The 15553-nt window shown below is 39.0% G+C and carries 18 protein-coding genes; 12 read left to right on the top strand and 6 right to left on the bottom strand.

The genetic code is table 11. The features are described 5' to 3' along the window. The first annotated feature begins 194 nt into the window (after nucleotides 1-194). Genes BN985_RS00465 through BN985_RS00450 form a run of 4 tightly spaced genes read left to right on the top strand, consistent with a single transcriptional unit; the run spans nucleotide 195 to nucleotide 3544 of the window. Nucleotides 195-1352: a M20 family metallopeptidase gene (locus tag BN985_RS00465; RefSeq protein ID WP_042220444.1), complete on the top strand. Its 1158-nt coding sequence runs from the start codon at nucleotides 195-197 to the stop codon at nucleotides 1350-1352. A gap of 12 nt (nucleotides 1353-1364) precedes the next feature. Then, the gene (locus BN985_RS00460) at nucleotides 1365-2138 is read left to right on the top strand and encodes an ABC transporter substrate-binding protein (RefSeq protein WP_042220442.1); all 774 of its coding nucleotides are present in this window, start codon (nucleotides 1365-1367) and stop codon (nucleotides 2136-2138) included. Between the two features lie 31 nt (nucleotides 2139-2169). After that, entirely contained in the window at nucleotides 2170-2829 is a 660-nt protein-coding gene (locus tag BN985_RS00455; RefSeq protein WP_042220441.1) for an amino acid ABC transporter permease, read from the top strand. Continuing rightward, the gene (locus BN985_RS00450) at nucleotides 2822-3544 is read left to right on the top strand and encodes an amino acid ABC transporter ATP-binding protein (RefSeq protein WP_042220440.1); all 723 of its coding nucleotides are present in this window, start codon (nucleotides 2822-2824) and stop codon (nucleotides 3542-3544) included. Before BN985_RS00455 ends, BN985_RS00450 begins: the two co-directional genes overlap by 8 nt. Before the next feature lie 131 nt (nucleotides 3545-3675). Here the strand turns inward: BN985_RS00450 and BN985_RS00445 are convergent, their stop codons facing one another. Then, the gene (locus tag BN985_RS00445) at nucleotides 3676-4155 is read right to left on the bottom strand and encodes a glutathione peroxidase (RefSeq protein ID WP_156960049.1); all 480 of its coding nucleotides are present in this window, start codon (nucleotides 4153-4155) and stop codon (nucleotides 3676-3678) included. A gap of 180 nt (nucleotides 4156-4335) precedes the next feature. Then, nucleotides 4336-5304 carry an oxygen-dependent tRNA uridine(34) hydroxylase TrhO gene (gene trhO, locus BN985_RS00440; RefSeq protein WP_042220439.1) on the bottom strand — a complete coding sequence of 323 codons (969 nt, stop codon included), beginning with the start codon at nucleotides 5302-5304 and terminating at the stop codon, nucleotides 4336-4338. A 248-nt stretch (nucleotides 5305-5552) separates the two neighbouring features. Here trhO and BN985_RS00435 point away from each other — a divergent pair, with 248 nt between their 5' ends. From BN985_RS00435 to BN985_RS00415, 5 genes are all read left to right on the top strand, one after another. Next, complete coding sequence (locus tag BN985_RS00435; protein WP_042220438.1) at nucleotides 5553-6728, top strand: hypothetical protein; 1176 nt, start codon at nucleotides 5553-5555, stop codon at nucleotides 6726-6728. Continuing rightward, nucleotides 6725-7843, top strand: a complete 1119-nt coding sequence (locus BN985_RS00430; protein WP_042220437.1) for a hypothetical protein — start codon at nucleotides 6725-6727, stop codon at nucleotides 7841-7843. Before BN985_RS00435 ends, BN985_RS00430 begins: the two co-directional genes overlap by 4 nt. Nucleotides 7844-8065: 222 nt before the next feature. Further along, a complete protein-coding gene (locus tag BN985_RS00425) occupies nucleotides 8066-8263 on the top strand; it encodes a cold shock domain-containing protein (RefSeq protein WP_036577114.1) in 198 nt (65 codons plus the stop codon). 126 nt (nucleotides 8264-8389) lie between these two features. Beyond that, nucleotides 8390-9070: a class I SAM-dependent methyltransferase gene (locus BN985_RS00420; RefSeq protein ID WP_042220436.1), complete on the top strand. Its 681-nt coding sequence runs from the start codon at nucleotides 8390-8392 to the stop codon at nucleotides 9068-9070. A 48-nt stretch (nucleotides 9071-9118) separates the two neighbouring features. Then, complete coding sequence (locus BN985_RS00415; protein ID WP_042220435.1) at nucleotides 9119-9430, top strand: hypothetical protein; 312 nt, start codon at nucleotides 9119-9121, stop codon at nucleotides 9428-9430. Between the two features lie 157 nt (nucleotides 9431-9587). Here the strand turns inward: BN985_RS00415 and BN985_RS00410 are convergent, their stop codons facing one another. Both BN985_RS00410 and BN985_RS00405 read right to left on the bottom strand, forming a co-directional pair. Then, on the bottom strand, nucleotides 9588-10508 hold the full coding sequence (locus tag BN985_RS00410) for an NAD(P)-dependent oxidoreductase (protein ID WP_084157489.1): 921 nt from the start codon (nucleotides 10506-10508) through the stop codon (nucleotides 9588-9590). 75 nt (nucleotides 10509-10583) lie between these two features. After that, the gene (locus BN985_RS00405; RefSeq protein WP_042220432.1) at nucleotides 10584-11519 is read right to left on the bottom strand and encodes an aldo/keto reductase; all 936 of its coding nucleotides are present in this window, start codon (nucleotides 11517-11519) and stop codon (nucleotides 10584-10586) included. Nucleotides 11520-11614: 95 nt separating this feature from the next. Between BN985_RS00405 and BN985_RS00400 the strand changes: the two genes are divergently transcribed. The 3 genes from BN985_RS00400 (at nucleotide 11615) to BN985_RS00390 (ending at nucleotide 13079) form a co-directional block, all read left to right on the top strand. After that, on the top strand, nucleotides 11615-12061 hold the full coding sequence (locus tag BN985_RS00400) for a GNAT family N-acetyltransferase (RefSeq protein ID WP_042220430.1): 447 nt from the start codon (nucleotides 11615-11617) through the stop codon (nucleotides 12059-12061). A gap of 67 nt (nucleotides 12062-12128) precedes the next feature. Further along, nucleotides 12129-12833, top strand: a complete 705-nt coding sequence (locus BN985_RS00395; protein ID WP_052360569.1) for a TraR/DksA C4-type zinc finger protein — start codon at nucleotides 12129-12131, stop codon at nucleotides 12831-12833. 39 nt (nucleotides 12834-12872) lie between these two features. After that, the gene (locus BN985_RS00390) at nucleotides 12873-13079 is read left to right on the top strand and encodes a zinc ribbon domain-containing protein (protein WP_042220427.1); all 207 of its coding nucleotides are present in this window, start codon (nucleotides 12873-12875) and stop codon (nucleotides 13077-13079) included. Between the two features lie 57 nt (nucleotides 13080-13136). On the opposite strand, the gene BN985_RS00385 is transcribed toward BN985_RS00390, so the two are convergent. Continuing rightward, nucleotides 13137-13940, bottom strand: coding sequence for a zinc ribbon domain-containing protein (locus BN985_RS00385; protein WP_042220426.1), 804 nt, complete (start codon nucleotides 13938-13940; stop codon nucleotides 13137-13139). Between the two features lie 214 nt (nucleotides 13941-14154). Beyond that, entirely contained in the window at nucleotides 14155-15504 is a 1350-nt protein-coding gene (locus BN985_RS00380) for a S1C family serine protease (protein WP_084157421.1), read from the bottom strand. Between the last annotated feature and the right edge of the window lie 49 nt (nucleotides 15505-15553).

Here is a 15553-nt window from a genome sequence, read left to right as displayed (position 1 = left end):
GGAATATTCACTATATTTAAATAAGATGATTGACAGTTTTTTTGTTTGGTAAATGGCTTTAATACGCTTTTGTAAAGGTTTACAGAAAAATATTCCTTGAATTTTATTAAAATTCTATTGTGTTTTTATGCATAATTATGTTATAAATATACATACAGATTAATAAATATACATTTATACAGCGGGGGATAAACATGAAGGATGAATTGATAAAAGAACTTGATCATATAAAACAAGATTTAATAAATATGAGCGATCACCTGTATGATAATCCGGAATTGGGTGATCAGGAATATGAATCAATGAAACTACTGACAAATTACCTTGAACAACAGGGATTCCAAGTAGATAAGGGTATCGTTGATAGGCCTACAGCTTTCAAGGCGGAATATAAAGGAGAAAAACCGGGACCTAAAATTGCATATTTAGCAGAGTACGATGCTCTCCCTGGAGTTGGCCATGGCTGTGGACACAACTTAATTGGAACAATGAGTGTAGGGGCTGCAGTAATACTTAGTAAAAAGATCGATCAAATCGGTGGAAGTGTCGTTGTATTAGGCACCCCTGCTGAGGAAACGAATGGTGCAAAGGTACCGATGAGTGATGAAGGAATATTTTCTGACATTGACGCAGCGATGATCGTACACCCAAGTGATCTTTCATACTCGAGTGGTGATTCCTTAGCTATGGACGCCATTCAGTTCGCTTATAAAGGGAAATCATCTCATGCAGCAGCTTCTCCAGAAAAAGGAATAAATGCACTGGATAGTGTCATTCAACTGTTCAACGGAGTGAACGCCATACGAGAGCATGTGACTTCAGATGTAAGGATTCACGGCATTATTTCAGAAGGAGGACAAGCGGCTAACGTCGTACCAGAATATGCTGTCGCTCAATTTTATGTACGAGCGAAGGAGCGAAACAACTTAAACAATGTTGTAGAAAAGGTTCGTAATATCGCCCAAGGAGCTGCTCTTATGACTGGAACAACCTTGGAGATATCGAACTATGAACTGAGCTATGACAATATGATTACAAATAAAGCATTATCCGATGCATTTAATAAGAACTTAGAACAGGTTAGTGGAAAAACAGTACTACCACCTAAACAAAGCTACGGCTCAATTGACATGGGTAATGTCAGTCAAGTGGTACCAGCAATTCACCCATACATTGGGTTTGGCGAGGAAGGATTGATCGCCCATACACAGGAATTTGCAGATAAAACAATAACTGCAGAGGGACATCAAACCTTGGCTAATGGCGCATTATCATTAGCGTTAACAGGATATGACCTTTTAACAGACAAAGCACTTTACCAATCCATTCAACAGGAATTTAATTCAAAATAGGGGGAGAAAAAAATGAAAAAGACTATCGGAATTATTTTATTTATTATGCTAGCTTCAGTGGGGCTTGCTGCTTGTGGAACATCGGATGAAGCTTCGGGGAATTCGGATCAGAAAGATAAGGTATTGAAAATGGCTACATCTGCAGATTTTCCTCCATTTGAGTCACGGGACAAAGAGGGCAACTTTGAAGGGTTTGATATTGACTTAGCAAACCTAGTAGCAGAGGAATTAGGCTATGAACTAAAAATTGAAGATATGAAGTTTGATGGATTAATTGGAGCCTTACAGGCAGACCGAGTAGATATGGTTATGTCAGGTATGAGTTCAACTGATGAACGGAAGGAAAATGTAGATTTCTCTAATCCGTACCATCATTCTGGGGAGATGTTTGTAACACCTTCTGATTCAGCAATAGAGAATCTTGAGGATTTGGAAGGGAAAACCATAGGTGTGCAGCTGGGTACCATTCAAGAGGAAGGTGCAGAAACACTTAGTGAGGAATATGGTTTTGAAGTGAAAAAAGTAGATGATGCAGGTTTAATTATTCAGGAGCTTAACTCTAACCGAATTGATGCTGGATATATGGATAAAACGGTAGCAACTGGTTTTATAAAAGAGCAAGAACTAATAGGTTTTGATGATCCGACAACAAGTTCACCAGGAATGGGAATTGCTTTTCCAAAAGGTAGTGAAATGGTGACAGAAGTGAATGAAGTACTTGAAAAGCTTGAAGAAGAAGGAAAGATCCAGGAGCTAGAAGAAAAATGGCTCTCAGACATGGAATAAAAATACAGACAGAGAATTGAGGTGTTAAGGCATGAATTTGGATTTCAGCCAAATCGTGCCTTATATTCCTTTTATACTAGAGGGAATTGGGGCCACATTAAAATTTGTAAGTATATCAATAGTGATGGGCTTTGTGCTTGGTACATTACTCGCATTATGTAAAATAACGAAATTACCATTTTTAAAAGGTTTTGCTGTATTTTATACATCGATGTTTCGTGGAACGCCGCTTATTTTGCAATTAATGATTATTTATTTTGCTGTTCCACAGCTCACTGGATATGATATAACGGCATTTTTATCAGCAGTGCTTGCATTCGGGCTAAATTCTGCAGCTTATATCTCGGAGATAATACGTGGTGGTATCCAAGCGGTAGACCGGGGCCAGACAGAAGCTGCAGAAGCGTTAGGTGTTCCTTATAAGCCTATGATGTTGAACATTATTCTTCCGCAGGCATTCAAAAATATTTTACCAGCCATGATGAATGAATTTATTACGTTAACAAAAGAATCTGCGCTCGTTTCTACAATCGGATACTTGGATTTAATGCGGAGAGCGCAGGTGGTAGGTTCGGATATTTACCGAAGCTTCGAGCCGTTAATTTTCGTAGCTCTAATTTATTGGGTTATGGTTTATCTCCTAACAGTGGCAGGAAGTTTAGTGGAACGGAGGCTTCGTCAAAGTGATTAAAGCAGATAAGATTACAAAGGTTTTTGGAAAAAATACAGTCCTTGAGGAAATCTCCACTACTGTTCATCAAGGAGAAGTGGTAACTGTCATTGGGCCATCAGGGTCTGGTAAGTCTACTTTCCTTCGTTGTCTAAACCTATTAGAGGTGCCAACTTCAGGTGAGATATTTATGAACAATAATGAGATCACATCTTCAAAAGTAAATAAGCTAGAAATCAGAAAGAATATTGGCATGGTGTTTCAGCACTTCCATCTCTTCCCACACATGACAGTGCTCGAGAACGTGATCTATGCACCGCAAAAAGTAAAGGGCTTAGACAAGTCAACAGCTGTGGAAAGTGCGAAAAAACTTTTGGCAAAGGTTGGGCTGACAGATAAAGAGGATTCCTATCCAAATCATCTTTCAGGTGGGCAAAAGCAAAGAGTTGCCATTGCAAGAGCTCTAGCCATGGAACCAGAAATCATGCTGTTTGATGAACCAACTTCGGCCCTAGACCCAGAAATGGTGAAAGAGGTTTTAGACGTTATTAAAGATTTAGCTAAGACAGGTATTACGATGGTAATCGTGACACATGAAATGAATTTCGCTAAAGAGGTAGCAGACCGTGTGCTATTTCTAGACCAAGGAAAACTAGTAGAGGAAGGAAAACCTACAGACTTTTTCCAAAACCCACAGTCTTCGAGAGCAAAAGATTTTCTGGATAAAGTATTGTAGGAAGTTGTTAGAAAAGAATATATTAAAAGAAAAGAGCCGCATGTGTTGGAAGACGACATTCCAATTTCACGCGGCTTTTTGGATTGATTATATTATCTTACACAGCGATATCTGGAGAACGCCACCCTTAATTATTGCGCCAACGCTTCTTGAATAGCTTTTTCAAGCTCGTCTGGTTTTGTTTGTGGGGCAAATCGGTCTATTACCTGTCCATCCTTGCCAACTAAAAACTTCGTGAAATTCCATTTGATTTGCTTTGTTAGTAACCCTTTTGCTTCTTCTGTTAGGTAGGCGAAAAGAGGATGGGCGTTTTTCCCTTTAACATCAACTTTACTGAACATCGGGAATGTCACACCATAATTTAGCTGACAGAATTCAGCAATCTCCTCATTAGATCCAGGATCCTGACTGTTAAATTGATTGCATGGAAACCCTAGGATTTCAAGCCCTTGTTGATTGTACGTATCGTAAAGCTTTTGCAACCCCTCTAGCTGAGAAGTAAAGCCACACTTGCTTGCTGTGTTAACGATTAAAAGTACTTTTCCTTCATACTCTGATAATGAAATTTCCTTGCCGTTAATTGTTTCAGCTTTGAATTCATATACACTCATAATAAGCAAGCCTCCTTAGTAAAAGAATAGCAATGGTTCTGAGGCCTGTCCAAACAAACGCTTTTTTTATACACGGGTTTCAAAATTCAACTACATGCTTTTACTTCCTAGTTAAAATTCACTATTTTCCTAACGTAAAAATAGACGGCCCACCTAGGCCGTCTATTGTTAATCAATATATTATGCTTCTTGCTTAAGTGTTTCACCGATAGCTGCAAGTCTTTCTTCTACTTGTTGTTCGTTTAATTCATGTTCTTCTACATACAAGTTTCGTGGGCTTACTCGACATTCATGAGTACAGCCACGCATATATTTATGCTCATTTTCTTCAGAGCAGAGTATTTGTTGATTACATTCAGGATTTGCACAGTTTACGTAGCGCTCGCATGGCTGACCATCGAAATAATCAACGCCGACTACAACGTGTTCTTTTCGATTGATTGGTACAGAAATGCGGTTGTCGAATACATAACATTGTCCATCCCATAGTTCACCTTGTACTTCAGGGTCTTTTCCGTAGCTTACAATGCCGCCATGTAACTGGCTTACATCCTCAAAGCCCTCTTCAAGCAACCATCCGGAGAATTTTTCACAACGGATACCGCCTGTACAATAAGTTAGAACTTTCTTTTCTTTAAATTTTTCTTTATTTTCCTTAATCCAATCCGGAAGTTCGCGGAATGTTTCTATATCCGGGCGAATAGCGCCACGAAAATGTCCGAGGTCGTACTCATAGTCATTACGGGCATCAATTACCACAGTGTCCTCTTCTTGCATTGCTTCAAAGAATTCCTTTGGTGAAAGGTAGTTACCCGTCTTTTCCAATGGATTAATGTCATCTTCAAGACGTAGGGAAACTAATTCTTCCCGTGGGCGTACATGCATTTTTTTAAACGCATGCCCCTCGTGCTCGTCAATTTTAAACACCATGTCTGCAAAGCGTGGATCGTTTTGCATTGCTTCCATGTATTTTTTTGTTTGTTCTTTTGTACCAGATACTGTTCCGTTAATTCCTTCTCCTGCTACAAGGATTCTCCCTTTTAGCTCAAGCTCTTTACAGAATTGAAGATGTTCTGCAGCGAAGGATTCAGGATCTTCAATTGGCACATACTGATAATACAATAAAACCTGATAATTAAAATTTTCCATGTTGATTTACCACCTATCATTCATATTTGCAAGATATAAATGTTTGGTAGTCGGTATTCTATTTTATAATCTTGCAAGACATTATTTTATCATGTTTAAATTTCTTTTTCTAGTCCATAAAAATAACTATGTCTGTCATTAGCACCATTGCTGATATATTTTCTTTGTGAAAGTATGTTTTTCATAGTGGAAAAGGGGAAAATAGTTATAGCTTAGAAAGAAAACAAAATGTGGGGAGGTGGGAAAAATTGACGAAAATTCGTGTGGGGTTGGTTTCTGCACCCAATCTACCAGCATATATAGCAGAAGACTTGTGTGAAGAATTGCCAGACTACTTTTCTGAAGAGATTGATAAAGAAACAAGCTGGGAAGTAGAGACAACAGTAGATACACTTGTCGGAGTTGCAGAAGAAACAAAGGAAGTGTTAGATAAAGCCAACAACATAAAAAAAGAACAAAACTGGGAGTATGTAATTTGTCTGACAGATCTACCTATATTTTTCAAGAAAAAGGTAGTGGTGGGAAATGCAAGCCTGGAGCAAAAGATTGGTCAGGTATCAATTCCGGCATTTGGCGTCATGCCAATGCACAAAAGAATTCGTGTGATCATAATTGAATTGATGAAGGAATTGTATTTAAATACCAGTGAACAGACTTCTGCAGAAGAGCACACACTGGAAAATGGTAATGACGCTGCTAAGAATATAGGTAGACAGTTTCTCTTTTCTCGTGTGCGAAGAGACAATGCCTCCCCGAAAAGCCCGTTAGACTTTCGCTATATCGTTCGTTCCAGAGTAATTGGGTATTTGCGTATATTGTTTGGCATGACGTATGCAAACCGACCTTGGCAGGCATTGCTATCGTTTAAAAAAATTGTAATGCTCTCTTTTGCATCGGGAGCTTATGTATCCATTTTTCCAAATCCATGGGTTCTAAGTGTAGCCTACTCTCCACTTAGACTCGGTTTCCTGATGCTGTTATCTATTTTTGGTATGGTCATTTGGATTATCTTTTCCCACAATCTATGGGAAAAGCCATCAGAGCATGGTAAAAAGCGTTGGCGTGATTTATATAACCATACAACATTTCTGACCTTAACAAGCATTGTGGCATTGAATTATTTAGTTCTGTTTACCATGTTTCTAGCTGCTATGTCGCTTCTTGTGCCCCCTGAGTTATTCCAAGTAAGAACACAAGTTGAAGGTTCACCGTCCTTTATTTATTATATAAAGCTGGTCTGGTTAGTCACTTCATTCAGCACGCTTATTGGGGCAATAGGAACAGGGTTAGAGAAAGAAGAAAGGATACGTAATGCCACCTATTCCTTTCGTCAACAACAACGCTATTATGAGATAGGTGACGAAGAAAATGGAGAGGGAAATCAGGATGAGGGAACGAAGCCTGAAAAGAGGTGCAGCGAATGACGAAGAAAATTGTAGTTGGCCTAATTGCTGCTCCCGAGTTACCTGCAGCTATAGGGAGAAAATATATTGAAAAGATTCCTCACCATCTTCAGAATCAAGTCGAAGAAGATGTTTCTTGGGAAATGGAGTTTATTATAGATCCGCTTACTGGAGCAGCAGAGACAGTAGGCGAAATATTAGAGAAAGCTATAGAAATTAAAAAGGAAAAGGGCTGGGATTATGCAGTGTGTTTAACAGACCTTCCTTTATTTCATAACAAAAACATTGTGGGGGCAGATATTAGCCTTCACCATGCTGTGGCACAATTGTCTATCCCTGTATTTGGCTGGTTGCCAACCAAGAAAAGAATTGAGAATGCGATTATTCAAATAATCAGAGAAATTTATTACCATAAAGGTAATTCTGATAAATTAGAAGAACTAGAGAAATCAAATCCCGAATTTTTACTACAGAAGCAATTTCCGGTTAGTCGGGTGAAGCGGCTTAGTGAAAACGATGATCATGTGGGAAAAGAAGCACGCTATATCGTATTTCCCAAGAAATTAGGGAAAATACGTCTGTTAATGGGTATGACACAAGCAAATCGACCATTGAGCATTATGCCTTCGTTTAAAAGAATAATTGCGATAGCTTTTTCTACAGGTATTTTTGGTCTTATTTTTACTACAATTTGGGAATTAAGTTATCTTCTCAGCGTCTATAGGCTATTGGCATTAAATATTGCTGCTATTTGTTTAATGGTATTTTGGATTGTTTCTGCTCATGATCTATGGGAAAGCAAGTCCGTTAGATCAGATTCCAAACTGCGACGCTTGTATAATCAGGCAACTGTCCTCACATTACTAATTTCTGTGTTAAGCTATTATGCTGTTCTATTTTTCTTGTTTCTTGTCACAATATTGATCGTTATACCTCCAGATGTTTATGATTACTCCGTCGATATAGAAGGGGATTTTAGCTTTCTGTATTTCCTGAGACTTGCTTGGGTTGCGACATCTATTTCCACTATTGTGGGTGCAATTGGAGCAAGTTTGGAGAATGATGAATTAGTACGGGATATTACGTATGGTTATCGACAAAAACGACGCTATAGTGAAATAAAATCCAAAGAATAGGGAAACGCTTACGTACGCTTGCCTATGGTAGTAAGCCTTAATAGTTTTTTTGGAAAATAACATCTCTAATTGCTTGCTTTTTAGATGGGAAAAGGTTAAAGTGGTATTAGCAAAAGGAAATTGAAGTTTGAATAATACTTTACGATCTCTTTATCAAAGTGGTGTAAAAGTATTTATGATTCAATTACTTTGCACGATATTTTGTATAAGGAGGTCATTTTAATGACTGGTAAAGTAAAATGGTTTAACGCAGAAAAAGGCTTCGGTTTCATCGAGCGCGAAGACGGAGACGATGTATTCGTACATTTCTCAGCTATCCAATCAGAAGGTTTCAAAACTCTTGAAGAAGGTCAAGATGTTGAATTTGAAATCGTTGAAGGTAACCGCGGACCGCAAGCAGCTAACGTTGTTCGCCTATAATTGTTAATTACAAAAAGGTTTATCTCATCCGTGAGATAAACCTTTTTTTGTATCATAAAGTAAATATTATCGAGTAAGTCAAAATAACGATTTATATAAGGGAAAACTTGTCGAAGGGGGAAGGGCATGAAAGATTTTAACTGGAGAGAAATGGCTGAAGTAGAATGGGATAGCCGAGCTGATTTTTGGCATGAACGAAGTAGAAACATGTGGGAGAAAGGAAGCAGAAGTACTATTATTCCATTTATTCAGCAGCATATAGTGGAAGGGAATATGGTGCTGGATGTTGGCTGTGGTGACGGGTATGGTTCTTATTTGTTAAAAAAGGCGGGTTATAAGGTGACTGGTGTCGACATTTCCAACGAGATGATCAACCACGCTAAAAAAGCCTTACCAGAAGGGGAGATTGTTTTTAAAAAAGCAGATATAAACGAGTTGTCATTTCCAGAAGAGTCATATGATGCATTAATAGCGATTAATGTTTTAGAATGGACAGAGGATCCTTTACATGCTTTAAATGAAATGATTCGGGTGACAAAAGATGGGGGACATTTATGCATTGGTATTTTAGGTCCTACGGCAGGCCCTCGTGCCAATAGCTTTTCCCGTCTATATGGGGAGGATTCTATATGCAATACTATGATGCCTTGGGAGCTAAGAAAGCTGGCAACAGAAATAGGTCTTCAACAAGTGGATGATCTAGGGGTCTATAAAAAAGAAGTCAACCCAACAGATACAGAGCATTTGTCATCTGATTTAAAACAAGCACTTTCCTTTATGTGGGTGTATCTATTTAAGAAAAATTAGTTTTATGGAATTGTGCTGGTTTTCTCGGTGCAAAAAAGGAGGATTGTCATGGATAAAAAGGAAATGGAAGAACAAGTTATAAAAAGCTATCAAAGTGATGAAAAAATGATGATTTTAATTTATGCCCAATGGTGTATTAATAACGATTTAGACCCTGTAGCGTTATATGCAAAAGCTTACCCAAACCAGATACATAACCCATCCTTAGCTGAAGCGATGGAACTTACTGTACCAAAAAAGGAGTCAGAAGAAATTCCTACATCTACCGTATTACAGGTTCTGCAGCTCTTTGGAAATGATGATTTAGCTTTCATTGTTCAAAGTGAGGTAGATAACAAAGGAGCAGAGCCCGGTAAGTAATGTAGCAGCTGGAGCGAATAATTAAAGGAGAAAGCTTCGTTCTTTTTTGCAGTTCATCCCTCTTAGTATGTTGGGTTGAACAGAAACTCTCCGTCTTTCTACTCTCAAAGCAAGATAAAATTAAAAAAGAGAACAGAGATAATCTGTTCTCACTTCATTATTGTTCAAATAGCTTTATAAGTGCTTGTGTACCACTATCATTTTCCCCTTTTTCTGCTAGCTCTTTGTAAAGTTTGAGTGAAAGAGCCAATCCAGGTGTTTCCATGCCAAGCTCTTTGGCTGATTCTAATGCAAGGGTCATATCCTTGATAAAGTGCTTCACGTAAAATCCTGGTGCATCATCGCCAGCAATCATTCTTGGCGCCAACTTGGATAAGGAGAAACTCCCCGCCGCTCCAGTAGTGATGGTATCAAGCACCCTAGACGGATCAAGTCCAGCTTTTTTCGCATAGACAATCGCTTCACATACACCGATCATGTTTGTAGCAATGGCAATCTGATTGCTTAACTTCGTATGCTGACCTGCACCTGCTTCACCCTGCAAAATAATGTTCTCTCCCATTGCCTCCAATACAGGAAGTACTGTAGAAAATGCCTCTTTATCGCCACCAGCCATTATGGCTAGAGTACCGTTTTTAGCACCAATATCCCCACCTGATACAGGGGCATCTAATGCTTGGATACCTTTTTCCTTTGCACGAGCGTAAATTTCTTTAGCTAATGCTGGTTTTGATGTTGTCATGTCTATTAGATAGCTGCCAGGATTAGCATGTGCGAGCAATCCATCTGTCCCGAAGTAAACCTCTTCAACATCCTGAGGATAGCCAACAATAGTGATGATTATGTGGCTGGAGGCAGCAAGATCTTTTACAGAATTCGCCCACTCTGCGCCTTGTTCCAATAACGGAGTTGCTTTTTCTTTTGTCCGGGTATATACCGAAACAGAATACCCATCTAGCATTAGATTCTTAACCATGCTGCTTCCCATAACTCCTGTTCCAATAAATCCAATTCGCTTTTCCTTAATATTCATTATTTCTCGCCTCCTACTTATTTGTCGCACTTCCTTATGTAGCATCTCGTGTTGGTCTTTGAAAAAAGTATAGCATGAAAAAGAGGCATACAAAATGTGTGTATGCCTCTTTAATTCCTGTTAACTTTTGAAAATATTGTCGATCTCATTCATTTCTTCAGTAGTCAATTCCACGCTAAGTGTCTGTAGATTGTTTAATACTTGGTCCGCACGTTTCGCGCCAGGAATAACCACATCAATTGCATCCCTTGTTAAATACCACGCTAGGACTACATGTGCGACTTCTACATTTTTATTGTTAGCTATTTTACGTACCTTTTCCACCTTTTCTAGGTTACGAAGGAATGTTTCACCTTGGAAGTTTGGTGCCTTAGCACGACCGTCGTCAAAGGTAGTGTTCTTATCGTATTTCCCTGCAAGTAAACCAGAAGCGAATGGGAAATAGGGTACAAAGGAAATGTTATTAGCTGTCATATAAGGGAAATACTCCGTTTCTGCAGATCTGTTTAAAAGGTTATATTCACCTTGGAAAACATCCACATACCCGTCTTTGTTAGCCTCTTTTAGTTGATCAAGAGAAAAATTAGATACGCCTATTGCTTTTATTTTTCCCTGATCCTTCAGTTCTTTTAATGCACCAACCGCTTCATCCTTAGGAGTTTCTTCATCAGGGAAGTGGATATAATACAAGTCAATATAATCTGTTTGGAGGCGTTTAAGGCTATCTTCTACCGATTTTTTTAAAAAAGCAGGTGAATTATCAAGCGCGATATCCTTCCCAACAAATTTGTGTGCACCCTTGGTTGCAAGTACTACTTCCTGGCGTTTCCCCGTTTCTTTGATGACTTGTCCAACAAGTTCTTCTGAACGTTCTGGTCCATAAATAAAAGCAGTATCGAGAAAATTCATGCCATTGTTAATAGCTGTTCTTACTAATTCTTTGCCTGCTTCTTCGTCAAGATTCGGATAAATGTTGTGCCCACCAACAGCGTTTGTCCCTAAACCAATTGGATTGACTGTCAGTTCTGTTTGCCCTATTTTCGTCTTGTTTTCCATGGGTATTATTCTCTCTTTTTAAGCGTAGTGAATTATCCTTTACGATAACCCTTGCATATAATAGTATAAGGAAAAAAGTGAAGGAAGGAAAAGAAATGAACTGGCATATCAAATCATTTTCAGAATTAACAAACATAGAGCTGTATAATCTTTTGAAAGCACGAACGGATGTATTTGTCGTAGAGCAAAACTGTGCCTATCCGGAATTAGATAATTATGATCAGGAAAGCATGCACTTGTATGTAGAGGAAGAAGGCGAAATCGCTGCACTAGTACGTATTATTCCTGCAGGTAATAAGTACAAAGAGGCCTCGATTGGGAGAGTAATGGTGGTCAATAAATTCCGTGGCAAAGGTTATGCAAAACAAGTGATGGAAAGAGCATTGCATTTTATCACAGAGGAATGGAAAGAAACCGGAATAAAAATTCAGGCCCAGGAATATTTAAAAGTGTTTTACCAAGGACTTGGGTTTAAACAAATAACAGAGCCTTATTTGGATGATGGAATTTTACATATTGACATGAATTGGGAGCCAAAATAGAGAATCACCTTCGATTGTTTTGCACATAGTATACCTACATAGTTAAAGCAATTAGAGGAGGATCCGTATGATCACCAAAGAGCAACTATTGCAATGTAAAGCAGACTTGGTGCAAAGGCAGAATGAACTGATAAATCATATACAGGATCATTTTGGTACAACGCTTGAATTGGCGAAAGAATCGGTGAGTGAACTATCTAATTATGATAACCATCCGGGTGATATGGGAACAGAGCTTTTTGAAAGAGAAAAGGATATAGCCTTAAACGAGCATGCTGAAACAGAGCTTGACGATATTAATAAGGCTTTGCATGCGATAGAGGAAGGCTCATATGGCATTTGTAGCCAATGTGGGGAAGACATCCCTTTTGAGAGGTTAGCAGCCCTTCCAACTGCGGACCGCTGTGTGGAGCATGCTGGAAATAATACGATTTTTGAAGAGGATCGTACTGTAGAAGAGGAAGTCTTTAGCCCGAATATCAATCCGGACGAAGAAACAGACGAAAACCAGGTTTCCTATGATGCAGAAGACAGTTGGCAGGAAGTTAGCAGATATGGTACTTCCGAAACAGCTTCTGATTTTTATGGAGATCAAGAAAATTATGATGAGATGTATCCGAATAGTGATGAGCTTGTAGGTTCTGCAGAAAATGTAGAAGAGTTTCTCGCCGCAGATATTGATGGAAAGTTTGAAGGGGTTACCTATAACCACAATAGATATGAAAAGAATCTCGATTCAGTGGAAAGTGATAGTGATGATGAAACCGTATAGCTCGTACTTCCGTAATACTTATTAAAGGGAGTGGTTTAGATGAGCGAACAAACTGGATGTATTAAATGTGGGAGTAACGATGCAGATTCCAAGGAAGTTGCCATGACAGGTACTGGCCTATCCAAAATGTTCGATGTGCAGCATAATCAATTTCTTGTTGTGTACTGTAAAAATTGTGGATACTCCGAATTCTATAATAAGAAAAGTTCAACTGGCAGTAATGTCTTTGACTTATTTTTTGGATAGTAAACAAAAAAGCAGACCTTTTTATAAGGTCCGCTTTTTTCATCTTTAATACTAAATTTAGAAAATACTGCTCATCATGCCACCAAGAAAGACATCCACTATATTAGCTAAAAGGTAACCAGAGGCAAGTAAGGTTACAAAGTAAATACCGATTAGCAAGTAAATTCGATCAAATGCCGGAGCTGGCCTTTCAAGTAAGATAAGGGTTGGCACTAATAGAATAGGTCCTATCAAGCCAATTAGAATAATGGTCCCTGAAAGAGGGAGCTCAACTAGGGCTAGCAAAGAGCCTAAGACGGTTAAAACTAAAAATGGCACAGAGTATGCCCCAGTCTTCGCAACAACATCTGTAAAAGATAAGGATTGCCCACCAATTTTTACACCAGCAAATGAAATGGCTGCTATAATACCGAATAAAATTAAAAACTGGATAAGTGGTATAAGAAAGCTATCAACAAAGGATACTTCCATGAAATAAGAGCCAATACTGCTTGTAATTATGTACGTTCCAAGGGAGATTAGCAGGGAAAAAATGACAATAGTTATAATACCTGGAATCAAATGGCTGCTAGCAATATTCTTTCCTTCGCTAGGATTTTTCAAAAGCTTCACAAAGAATGATCCAAACTGCGAACTCTCTCTTTTAACTGTTTCCATAACATCATTCGGTTGACTCTGGTTTTGCTGCTGTCCTGATGACAGAGGCTGGCTCGGCTCCCCTACATTGCTTTCCTGCTCTATGGTAGGATCAGTATTCACAGGTTCCTGAGTAGCTGCATTGTTCTCTACTGGTAATGGCGCACCACAATTTGTACAAAACTTTCCTTCTTCTGTTTGCTGTCCACAATTTGGACAAATCATAAAATCACTCCTTCTTATTATTTTGGATACTTACATTCATTCGACAAAAATAGTGTAAATCCTGTTTTTGTTGGAAATTATTATACATCAATTCGAAGTAAACCGCTCGTAGATTGGTATTAGAAGAAATGTACGTACCCTCTATAAGTATAATGTGAAAAAACGAAAAAAAGAAGGGAGAATAGTCCCCCTTCTTAGGAAATTAGCGTTACGTTTATTGTTCTGTTTCTCCTGCTTGCAAGGTGACCTTAGCAGTTTTTTGTTCTCCGTCACGATAGTACTCTATTTCAACTGTATCCCCAACTGCTGCGTCGGAGTACAGGAATTTTCTAAGCTCTAAAATAGAAGTGATCGCATTTCCATTAATTTGTGTGATGACATCAAATCTTTGTAGACCTGCTGATTCTGCAGAAGATCCAGCTTGTACGTCGGCAATGACCATGCCGCCTTCTACTTTTTCAGGAAGCTCTATCTCGTTCCGGAATTGGGCGGGCACTTGGCTTAAGGAAGCGGTGCTAATACCAATAAGCGGGCGTTCAATTTCGCCGTTCTGTTCTAATTGATCCATAATAGGAAGTGCTGTGTCCATTGGAATTGCAAAACCAATTCCCTCTACCTCTTGGCGGGCAATCTTCATGGAATTAATTCCGATAACTTCACCATTTCCATTAACGAGAGCTCCTCCACTATTACCAGGATTAATAGCGGCATCTGTTTGAATTACTTCTGTTACCCAGTCTGCTTGTTGGTCTCCGTTTGTATCCATGCTCACAGAACGATTGAGTCCACTGACAATTCCTTTGGTAATGGTGTTAGCGAATTCAATTCCCAAAGGGTTTCCGATGGCAACAACCGTTTCACCGACTTTAAGATCCTCAGAACTTCCGATACTTGCCACTGTATCAATTTTTTCTCCATCTACCTCAAGTACAGCTAAATCTGTTAAGGCGTCGGTACCGAGTACGGTAGCATTAATATGTTCTTCGTCATCTAGCACAACTTCAACTTCTTTTGCGCCTTCGACAACATGTTGGTTTGTAACGACATACGCTTTCCCGTTTTCTTTCTTATAAACAATCCCTGATCCAGTTCCGGCTTCTTGGCTATCTGTCCAAACACTCTGTTGCTGCATATTGCTAACCCCTACTACCGCTTTCGATGTTTCTTCAATGCTAGAAGAAAGGGTTGCCTCATCCGATGCTAGTGTTTGCACAATATCTGGAGTGGACGAAGAGCTATTCCCATCCCCTTCCGAAGCCGAAGAAGTCGTGTTTATTGGAATAATATTTGTCATTATAAGGGCAATAATGAGGGCAACAGATACAATCCCTCCTGATATACCACCAAGTATGAAGTGTAGTCCACTTTTGTTTTTAGTCGGTTTCACATTTTCAGACCGCTGTTCCGGTGGTGTAGATTCATGGTGAACTGGATGCTCTGGCTGGGTTAGAGTATCCTCTGTTTCTGCCCCACTGTTTTGTTCCAGTTCCCGTTCAGGTATATTATGGCCATCGTTCCTTTCTGGTGCTCCTTGATGATTCGCATTATATTTGTCTTGGTCCATTGATTATCACCCTTTCGTTGATTTCAATCTTTAAGTTGAGTATACCCAC

Source organism: Oceanobacillus manasiensis (assembly GCF_000724085.1).
Lineage (GTDB): Bacteria > Bacillota > Bacilli > Bacillales > Amphibacillaceae > Oceanobacillus_B > Oceanobacillus_B manasiensis.
The sequence above is the reverse complement of the archived record's forward strand: the minus strand, read 5'-3'. Positions and strand labels throughout refer to the sequence as shown.

Bases quoted from the DNA above. Each gene is read 5' to 3' on its own strand.
- BN985_RS00425 (WP_036577114.1), top strand. From the start codon at position 8,066: ATGACTGGTAAAGTAAAATGGTTTAACGCAGAAAAAGGCTTCGGTTTC.
- BN985_RS00465 (WP_042220444.1), top strand. From the start codon at position 195: ATGAAGGATGAATTGATAAAAGAACTTGATCATATAAAACAAGATTTA.
- BN985_RS00460 (WP_042220442.1), top strand. From the start codon at position 1,365: ATGAAAAAGACTATCGGAATTATTTTATTTATTATGCTAGCTTCAGTG.
- BN985_RS00455 (WP_042220441.1), top strand. From the start codon at position 2,170: ATGAATTTGGATTTCAGCCAAATCGTGCCTTATATTCCTTTTATACTA.
- BN985_RS00405 (WP_042220432.1), bottom strand. From the start codon at position 11,519: ATGGAAAACAAGACGAAAATAGGGCAAACAGAACTGACAGTCAATCCA.
- BN985_RS00420 (WP_042220436.1), top strand. From the start codon at position 8,390: ATGAAAGATTTTAACTGGAGAGAAATGGCTGAAGTAGAATGGGATAGC.
- BN985_RS00415 (WP_042220435.1), top strand. From the start codon at position 9,119: ATGGATAAAAAGGAAATGGAAGAACAAGTTATAAAAAGCTATCAAAGT.
- BN985_RS00390 (WP_042220427.1), top strand. From the start codon at position 12,873: ATGAGCGAACAAACTGGATGTATTAAATGTGGGAGTAACGATGCAGAT.
- BN985_RS00400 (WP_042220430.1), top strand. From the start codon at position 11,615: ATGAACTGGCATATCAAATCATTTTCAGAATTAACAAACATAGAGCTG.
- trhO (WP_042220439.1), bottom strand. From the start codon at position 5,304: ATGGAAAATTTTAATTATCAGGTTTTATTGTATTATCAGTATGTGCCA.
- BN985_RS00430 (WP_042220437.1), top strand. From the start codon at position 6,725: ATGACGAAGAAAATTGTAGTTGGCCTAATTGCTGCTCCCGAGTTACCT.
- BN985_RS00385 (WP_042220426.1), bottom strand. From the start codon at position 13,940: ATGATTTGTCCAAATTGTGGACAGCAAACAGAAGAAGGAAAGTTTTGT.
- BN985_RS00445 (WP_156960049.1), bottom strand. From the start codon at position 4,155: ATGAGTGTATATGAATTCAAAGCTGAAACAATTAACGGCAAGGAAATT.
- BN985_RS00410 (WP_084157489.1), bottom strand. From the start codon at position 10,508: ATGCTACATAAGGAAGTGCGACAAATAAGTAGGAGGCGAGAAATAATG.
- BN985_RS00395 (WP_052360569.1), top strand. From the start codon at position 12,129: ATGATCACCAAAGAGCAACTATTGCAATGTAAAGCAGACTTGGTGCAA.
- BN985_RS00380 (WP_084157421.1), bottom strand. From the start codon at position 15,504: ATGGACCAAGACAAATATAATGCGAATCATCAAGGAGCACCAGAAAGG.